At 68.0% G+C, this 7,741-nt stretch carries 8 protein-coding genes; 1 reads left to right on the top strand and 7 read right to left on the bottom strand.

What is annotated here, in order from left to right; translation table 11 throughout:
* Positions 1-115: 115 nt before the first annotated feature.
* Together ACLF6P_RS28800 and ppgK are read right to left on the bottom strand one after the other, a co-directional pair.
* Entirely contained in the window at positions 116-886 is a 771-nt protein-coding gene (locus ACLF6P_RS28800; protein ID WP_415954344.1) for a DUF6542 domain-containing protein, read from the bottom strand.
* A gap of 52 nt (positions 887-938) precedes the next feature.
* Positions 939-1,730 carry a polyphosphate--glucose phosphotransferase gene (ppgK, locus tag ACLF6P_RS28795; RefSeq protein WP_415954343.1) on the bottom strand — a complete coding sequence of 264 codons (792 nt, stop codon included), beginning with the start codon at positions 1,728-1,730 and terminating at the stop codon, positions 939-941.
* Positions 1,731-1,880: 150 nt separating this feature from the next.
* Here ppgK and ychF point away from each other — a divergent pair, with 150 nt between their 5' ends.
* Positions 1,881-2,969, top strand: a complete 1,089-nt coding sequence (gene ychF / locus ACLF6P_RS28790) for a redox-regulated ATPase YchF (RefSeq protein WP_415954342.1) — start codon at positions 1,881-1,883, stop codon at positions 2,967-2,969.
* Between the two features lie 145 nt (positions 2,970-3,114).
* On the opposite strand, the gene ACLF6P_RS28785 is transcribed toward ychF, so the two are convergent.
* The 5 genes from ACLF6P_RS28785 to ACLF6P_RS28765 form a co-directional block, all read right to left on the bottom strand.
* Complete coding sequence (locus ACLF6P_RS28785) at positions 3,115-4,284, bottom strand: hypothetical protein (protein WP_415954341.1); 1,170 nt, start codon at positions 4,282-4,284, stop codon at positions 3,115-3,117.
* Positions 4,285-4,386: 102 nt separating this feature from the next.
* The gene (locus tag ACLF6P_RS28780) at positions 4,387-4,650 is read right to left on the bottom strand and encodes a type II toxin-antitoxin system RelE family toxin (protein ID WP_415954340.1); all 264 of its coding nucleotides are present in this window, start codon (positions 4,648-4,650) and stop codon (positions 4,387-4,389) included.
* Positions 4,643-4,912: a type II toxin-antitoxin system Phd/YefM family antitoxin gene (locus ACLF6P_RS28775; RefSeq protein WP_415954339.1), complete on the bottom strand. Its 270-nt coding sequence runs from the start codon at positions 4,910-4,912 to the stop codon at positions 4,643-4,645. The genes ACLF6P_RS28780 and ACLF6P_RS28775 overlap by 8 nt, the downstream gene beginning before the upstream one ends.
* A gap of 479 nt (positions 4,913-5,391) precedes the next feature.
* Positions 5,392-6,186, bottom strand: coding sequence for an HNH endonuclease family protein (locus ACLF6P_RS28770; protein ID WP_415954338.1), 795 nt, complete (start codon positions 6,184-6,186; stop codon positions 5,392-5,394).
* Entirely contained in the window at positions 6,183-7,580 is a 1,398-nt protein-coding gene (locus ACLF6P_RS28765) for an AAA family ATPase (RefSeq protein ID WP_415954337.1), read from the bottom strand. The genes ACLF6P_RS28770 and ACLF6P_RS28765 overlap by 4 nt, the downstream gene beginning before the upstream one ends.
* Positions 7,581-7,741 lie beyond the last annotated feature (161 nt).

The following is a 7,741-nucleotide window of genomic DNA, read 5'->3' as shown; positions in this document are numbered from 1 at the left end:
CCTGAACGGGCCTGCCGCTCGCGTGGCTGTGCCCTGAACGGGCCTGCCGCTCGCGCGGCTGTGCCCTGCGGAAACCTGCCGCTGTGCCGCCGGCCGGGCTCTGCGGAACCGGCCGCTACCCTGTGCGCCGCCGCGCCGCCCGGGCGGCGGCGCGGCGGCGCCTGATGTCGCGGACCTTGCGGATGGTGGCGATCGCGCCCGCGATCAGGGTGCCGCCGTAGAGCCAGCCCGCGTTCAGGGCGAGGGCCGTGAGCAGGCCCATCAGACGGCCGCCGAAGCCGCCGCCCGCCTCGGCGATGGGGAGCAGACCGAGCGCGAAGGCGATCGGCACGACGACCGGTGCCATCACCAGGTCGGCGGGCCGCACCCAGTGCGCGGCCAGCGCGCAGACCGGCAGAAACAGCACGCAGTACAGCGCCGCCGAACCGTCGAGGAGCAGCCAGTCCACCCAGGCGACGAGCAGCAGCGCCGCGGTGGCGAAGACGCCGGCGCCGAGGCCGGTGAGCCGCGGGTTCGGCATCGTCCGCACGGCCACGTAGACCTTGCGTACGGCGCCGATCGTGCCCCGTACGACCCGCGCGACGGGCGAGGCGGCCGCGCGGGGAGCCGTGGCCTTCGTGCGCGGGCTGCGCGGGCCGCGCGGCCCGCGGGGGTGTGCCGCTGCGGATGTGCGCGGTGCGTGCGGGCGGGCCGCGTGAGGGCGGGCCGCCATGCCGGGCCGCGCGCCCACACCGGGCGGCGCCGCGCCCTCGGCGGTCAGCGCGGCACCCTCGCCCGACGGTGCCGCACCCCCGCCGGGCAGCGCATCGGGTGACTGCCCCTGCGGCGGCAGCGGTGTGCCGCGGTGCTGTGCGTCACCGGCGGGACGGGTCCTGTATTGCTCCACGTACCAAACGTAGGCACCCGATTACAGTATGTCCGGCCTGCGACGCGCCCTTTCACCCAGCCAAATCTTCCTCCTCGCGCTCACCCTCGCGCTCCCCGTTGTGTTCCTCCATGGCCGCCATCGCCGCCCCCACGATCCCGGCGCTGTTCAGCAGCTCCGCCGGCACGATCTCCGCCCTGATCCCCTCGATCAACGGCAGGAACTTGTGCGACTTCCGGCTCACCCCGCCCCCGATGACGAACAGCTCCGGCGAGAACAGCATCTCCAGATGAGCCAGATACTTCTGCACCCGATGCGCCCAGTGCTCCCACGTCAGCTGCTCGTCGTCCCGCGCCCTCGTCGAAGCCCGCTTCTCCGCGTCGTGCCCGTGCAGCTCCAGATGTCCCAGCTCCGTATTCGGCACGAGCCGCCCGTCGACGAACAGCGCGCTGCCGATCCCCGTACCGAACGTCAGCAGCATCACCGTCCCGTGACGGCCCTTGCCTGCCCCGACACGCATCTCCGCCACCCCGGCCGCGTCGGCGTCATTGAGCACCGTCACCGGCAGCCCGCCGAGCGCGCCGCCGAGCAGCGCCCGCGCGTCGACATCCACCCACCCCTTGTCCATATTCGCGGCCGTCCGGATCGTGCCGCCCTCCGTCACCACCCCCGGAAACGTCACCCCGACCGGCCCCGACCAGCCGAAATGCTCCACCACCTCCCGTACACAGCCGCCCACCGCCTCCGGAGTCGCCGGATGCGGCGTCAGGACCTTGTGGCGCGGCTGCGCCAGGTCGCCGCGCTCCAGGTCCACGGGAGCCCCCTTGATCCCGGAACCGCCGATGTCCACACCGAAGATCTCCATTCCTCCACGTTACGACGCCCCACTGACAGTGACTTCCCGAAGGCCTCCACGGCCCGTTCCGCACCCACGGCGCCACGCCCCTAAAATGGTGGACCGGCCGCCCGCGAGGGGCTGCGCCCTCACACCTCACGTACGGGAAGTCGGTCAAACGTGTCGCTCACGATCGGAATCGTCGGTCTGCCCAATGTCGGCAAGTCGACCCTGTTCAACGCCCTCACCAAGAACGACGTCCTCGCGGCCAACTATCCGTTCGCCACGATCGAGCCGAACGTCGGCGTCGTCGGTGTCCCCGACGAGCGCCTGACCAAGCTCGCCGAGATCTTCGGCTCGCAGCGCATCCTCCCGGCGACGGTCGACTTCGTCGACATCGCGGGCATCGTGCGCGGCGCCTCCGAGGGCGAGGGCCTCGGCAACAAGTTCCTCGCCAACATCCGCGAGTCCGACGCGATCTGCCAGGTCATCCGCGCCTTCGACGACGAGAACGTCGTCCACGTCGACGGCAAGGTCTCGCCGAAGGACGACATCGAGACCATCAACACCGAGCTGATCCTCGCCGACCTGCAGACCATCGAGAAGGTCCTGCCGCGCCTGGCGAAGGAATCGCGCATCAAGAAGGACATCGTCCCGAAGGTCACCGCGGTCGAGGCGGCCAAGGAGATCCTGGAGAAGGGCGACACCCTCTTCTCGCAGGGCATCGTCCAGGGCTCGGAGAAGGCCGAGCCCCTCCACGACCTGCACCTCCTCACCACCAAGCCTTTCCTCTACGTCTTCAACGTCGACGAGGACGAGCTGATGGACGAGACCTTCAAGGCCGAACAGAGCGCGCTCGTGGCCCCCGCGGAGGCCATCTTCCTCAACGCCAAGCTGGAGGCGGACCTCGCCGAACTCGACGAGGAGGACGCCCTCGAACTCCTCCAGTCCGTCGGCGCCGAGGAGCCGGGCCTCGCCACCCTGGCCCGCGTCGGCTTCAACACCCTGGGCCTCCAGACCTACCTGACCGCCGGCCCCAAGGAATCCCGCGCCTGGACCATCAAGAAGGGCGCCACGGCCCCCGAGGCGGCCGGCGTCATCCACACGGACTTCCAGAAGGGCTTCATCAAGGCGGAAGTCATCTCCTTCACCGACCTCGTCGAAACGGGTTCGGTCGCGGACGCACGCGCGGCGGGCAAGGCCCGCATGGAGGGCAAGGATTATGTGATGCAGGACGGTGACGTGGTGGAGTTCCGCTTCAATGTGTAGCCAGTCGCTTACTGCACGTTAGGCGCTAAGTCAAACGTGCAGATCAGAGGGGGTCGGACTCGACAAGGTCCGACCCCTTCGTCATCACCGTGCTGGATGAGTGCTGGATATTCTGACGCAGTGTCAGTGTTGGTCGGGTCCGGCCCTACTCGGCAGACGGTTCGAGCATCGGCTCGAAGGCGGACTCCTCGTCATCGGGAACGTGAGGGAGGAATCCGTCGGGGACGGTGCGGGCGGCGGTGGTGAGCAGGCGATCCAGCACTTCCCGGTCGGTGGCCGGGGGAAGCTGAAGCGCGGCAAGGAGGCGGTCGCGGACGGTGGGGTGGTCCGGGTGGTCGTCGAGGTAGTCGGAGTTGAGGGCCGGGGGTCGGAAGCCGGCCAGGGCGTCATGCCAGGACGGTAGGACGATGGAGAGGGTCAGGGCATCGGCGAGAGAATCGGCGATGAGGGAGGCCCGGCCCTCGGAGTCGGTGTAGAGCACGGGGCGGGGGCCGTCGGGGACGGCCGGGCCGCAGAGGTAGTGGGTGCCGCCCGCGTTGCACCCGGCAAGGGGCTCCACCGGGAGCCCGTTGGGCAGGGCGATCGATTCGATCGGGTCGGTGCGGGCAAGGTCGAACTCGCCGTCGCAGGACAGGTAGGAGGCGGCCTCGGGGTGCGCGGCGATCCTTTGGAGTAGTGCGCCGTCCGAGAGGACGGCCGGGTTGAGGGCCCTGGCGACCGCAGGGGTGAGGGGGCGTCCGGTGAGGACGTGGCGGATGGCGTCGAGGGGGACGGGGCGCTCGTAGTAGTCCTCGAAGTGGGCCTGGACGGCCTCGGGGGAGCGGTCCGTGAGGAGGTGGAAGAGGAAACCGGAGCCGTCCGGGTCCTCGCTGCCGTCCGGGAAGGCGATGGCCGAGCCGGTGCGCCAGGCGGTGTCGCCGGTCTCCTGCCACAGGCAGGTGGTGACCCGTGGGGCGTCGATGCCCTCGTCGCGGAAGGCGGGCTCGTCCAGGAGCGGGCGCAGCGCGGCGGGCACGTCGTCGATGACGCCGGGCCAGACCTGCTCGTCGTCCGTCCCGTACGGACTCATCTCAGACTCGTGGTCGAAGCCGCGTATGAGCACGCCGGCCGGAGTGAACAGGACGGAGAAGTCGTCCCCCGAGCCGTTCTCCATAAGGGCCGCCTCCGTGCCGGGGCCCCACGCGCAATCGAAGGTGTACTGACAGAACCGCGGATCGTCGCCGATCGCCGTGTCCAGGACGGCCAGGGCGCGCAGATGTGCACGGAGTTGGGCGGGGTCGGGGAGGAGGGCGGTGGTCTCGTGCGCAGTGCTCATAGCGCCATGGAAGCAGCCGCCACTGACATCCGGCGCGGCCGTCCGGACGGTGGTGGCACCACCTTCAGCGGCTCTGACTGACCGCACGTGTTCCCGGAGCAGTCAGGTGTCGTAAACGGTAGAACGATGCCCGACGTGAACGACCCAGACCACCAATTCTCCGTTGTCGATCGTGTACACGACGCGGTAGTCGCCGACTCGCAGGCGACGGCGTTCTGGCTGCGAGACGAGTGCCGTGGTGTTGAAGCCGAGAGGGTCGGTCTCCAACTTGGTCAGCTTGGCCAGGATGCGCAGCGCCATGTCGCGGGGGATCTTGCGAAGCTCGGCCCGCGCCTCGGGACGGAAGACGGTTCGGTACTCACTCACCGCGCGCCAGCGTCTCCTTCATGATGTCCTCGATCGGGATGCCGGGTGCCGGGTTGGCCATGCGCTCGTCGATGATCCGGTTGATCTCGCGCTCTTCCCACTCCTGGTACTTGCGCAGTACCTCGATGGAGACGACGGCGGCGACTTCCTTGCCTCGGCGCGTGATCACTGTGGGTAGGTCGTCTCGATCGGCGCGCTCCACGACCTCAGCCAGGTGTGCGCGTACGTCACGGATGGACTCTATGGGCATTGGCTGCGTCATGCGCCCAAGCGTACAGAGTGTCCCATGTGTACACAACGCCTCGCCGTAGCGTGCGGGCGGTATCCCTCTGGCTGCGGTCGCGCGTGCTGGATGTGCTGGATAAGCCTGCACCGTGCTGGATGGGTGCTGGATGACCACTTCCAGAACCGCATTTTCGCAGGTCACAGCTCTGCGCTGAACGTTCCGCTTCAACGTGTAGCCGGTTCCATAGCATCGCTACCTGTTACTGGCAAACATACAGGTCAAACGGCCGCGTCCCGAGTGGTGGACGTGGCCGTTTCATACCCCGTGCTGGATCCTTGCTGGATGAACTGACAGTTCGTCACCGCTTGTCATCTGTCGTATGCGGGACGCTTGCTGGATGCTCGCTGGATGCAACTGAACGGCGAGTTAGTTGGCGGGGATGCGCCTGGCCGGAGTGCAGGTTGCGTCTCGGGGCGGGGGTGGGGTCGTTGTGGCGATTGGCGGTCGGATGCCGGTCAGGTCGTCTCTGCTGGTGAGGGAGGCAGTGGGAACTTGATCAGCGTCTCGGTCCGTAGTTGCTCGTCGCGTAGCAGGGAGAGGATCTCGGGTGGTTCGTCGTTCATGACCAGGTGGGCGCCGGGGAGTTCGGCTTGGCGCAGCATGGCTTGCCATACGTCGGCGAAGGGCTGTTCTTTGAGGGTGTCCAGGGCCTCGCGCTGTGCGTCCGCGTCGCCCTCCAGGCGGGCCCGGTGCCAGCCTCGGAGCACGACGCGAATGTTCACGCGGGCCTTCTTCCGGCCGTCCACGAGGCGTCGTTCGGGCAGGTTGAGGCCGAGCACCTTGATGGTGGTCCATCCCTTGTCCGTTCGACTCGTGTATCGGCCTTCGCGCAGGATCAATACGAGGTGGTCGAAGGGGTCGTCGCGGGTCGGGTCTATCAGCAGGGGTTCGCCGGTCTTCTCGTTGCATTTCCACCACTCCCGTTTGTAGGTGCTGTTGCATGGGCCGCATACGAGGAGGTGGTTGGGCCACAGGAAGGTCTTCAGCGCGTCGTGTTCGCGGGGTTCGAAGTGTTCGATGTCGGTGGCGGTGTAGCCGCCGCAGTACATGCAGTCGCCGAGTACCCCTGAGGCCATGGTGCGGAGCACCTTGCGCAGTTCCTTTTTGACGTTGCTTTCGTCATGCCACAGGTTGTCTGCGTATTTCTTGCGCGCACCACTGGCTTTGTCCCTGAGTCCGATGCGGACGGTGAGCTCCGCCATGCGTGTGGTGACGTCCTCGGGCAGGGGACGCCGTTGGATCGGGATCACGCGTCGTGTTCCTGGGAGAATCGGTAGCGTTCCATGACTTCGTCGGCGCGGGCGGCCGGTGAGCTGGCGAGGCGGTCGCGCAGCCGCACGTATTCCGCCGTGCGGGCTTCGTCGGCCTGCCCGACCAAGACGTCGTATTCCAGCTCGGCGAGTCGGCTGCGTAGGTGATCGGCTTTGCTGGAGTACGGGGAGTCCAGGCCGAACAGTTCGGACAGGGCCGCGTCGTCGCCGGTTCCGTAGACGATCCGCCCGTACAGATCCTCATCCACCACGTGCGGCGGTGTCTGCTCGTTGACGCCGGGGACGCGGATCAGTCCGTGCGGGTCGGCTGTCTGGCAGATGTAGGGGCTGTGGGTGGTGACGATGAACTGGATGGCCGGGAAGTGTGTGATGAGCCACTGGCCGATGCGTTTTTGCCAGCTCATGTGCAGGTGAGCGTCGACTTCGTCGATGAGTACCACGCCGGGGTGGGGCAGGACGACCGCGCCGTTTCGTTCCTCGAAAGCGAGGGGCCCGTAGGCCGCGTGCATCTGTCTCACAATGTCCAGGACCAGGGAGACTACGGTTCGCTGTCCGTCGCTCATCCGACGCAGTTCGATCCGCGCACCCTCCGGGCCGCTGTCCCCGTGCCGCCTGAGCCACATTCCCTCGGAGTCGACGTCTTCGATGCGGTAGCCGCCCGGGAGCAATGCCGTGTCTTCGCTGGTGTCGGTGCCGTCGTTGAGTAGCCGGAGCACGTCGGCCTTGAGCTCGCTGATTCCGGGACGATCTTCCAGTGAGCGCAGGTGGAGGGAGAGCAGCCAGTCGAAGGCTTCCGTGAGGGCGGAGTGTTCCTCGAAGAGGGTGCGCAGTGCGGCACTCCGGTCCAACTTCTGCGGGGTGCTCTCGTACAGGCCGGTGCCGGTGAGGCGGCGGAACGGGCCGTAGGCGGCGCAGAACCAGCCGGGTGGTGGGGCCGAGGACCACAGGGACGACTTGATGGGCCGGGATCCGGCGAAGACCACTTCGGTGGGCTGTTCGAGATCTGCGAAGGCCTCGGCGAAGATGCCGTCGTCCTGTTCGGGGCGCCAGTCGAGCCGGGCTTGCACCGGCTCACCGTCGGCCGAGGCCATGGTGTCGACGGCTGGATCGGCGAGCACCGTGACGAGGACGGTGCCGTGGGAGGCCCCGTGAGTCAGGTAGTCCTCGAGCTCCGCCTCCAACTGGTGGGCGCGGCGTCCTCCGGTGAGGCCGAGCGCGATCATGCGCAGGAGGGTGGTCTTGCCGGAGCCGTTGCGCCCGGCCAGTACGGTCCAGCCCGCGTGAGTTCCGTCCGGGCGGGTGAAGACGAGGTCACAGGCCCGGGGGCCGTGGAAGCCGCGTACCCCGTCCACTCTGAGCCTCGTCACGTACATCGGCCTGCCCTCCCCTCGGCGCGACTTTCCCTGCGACGTGTGTGCTGTCGCCCACTGTACGGACCGCTGCCGACAACGGCCGGTGCGGGCTTGATCTTTGCGTACGCGCTTGAGGTGCGTACAGGGGCTGCTGTAATCGGGTAGGCGCGCGTGATCGGATG

The organism is Streptomyces lothianensis (assembly GCF_047779955.1).
Lineage (GTDB): Bacteria > Actinomycetota > Actinomycetes > Streptomycetales > Streptomycetaceae > Streptomyces.
The sequence above is the reverse complement of the archived record's forward strand: the minus strand, read 5'-3'. Positions and strand labels throughout refer to the sequence as shown.

Excerpts from the sequence above, each read along its gene's own strand:
- ppgK (WP_415954343.1), bottom strand. The coding sequence starts at position 1,730 with ATGGAGATCTTCGGTGTGGACATCGGCGGTTCCGGGATCAAGGGGGCT.
- ACLF6P_RS28785 (WP_415954341.1), bottom strand. The coding sequence starts at position 4,284 with ATGAGCACTGCGCACGAGACCACCGCCCTCCTCCCCGACCCCGCCCAA.
- ACLF6P_RS28775 (WP_415954339.1), bottom strand. The coding sequence starts at position 4,912 with ATGACGCAGCCAATGCCCATAGAGTCCATCCGTGACGTACGCGCACAC.
- ACLF6P_RS28765 (WP_415954337.1), bottom strand. The coding sequence starts at position 7,580 with ATGTACGTGACGAGGCTCAGAGTGGACGGGGTACGCGGCTTCCACGGC.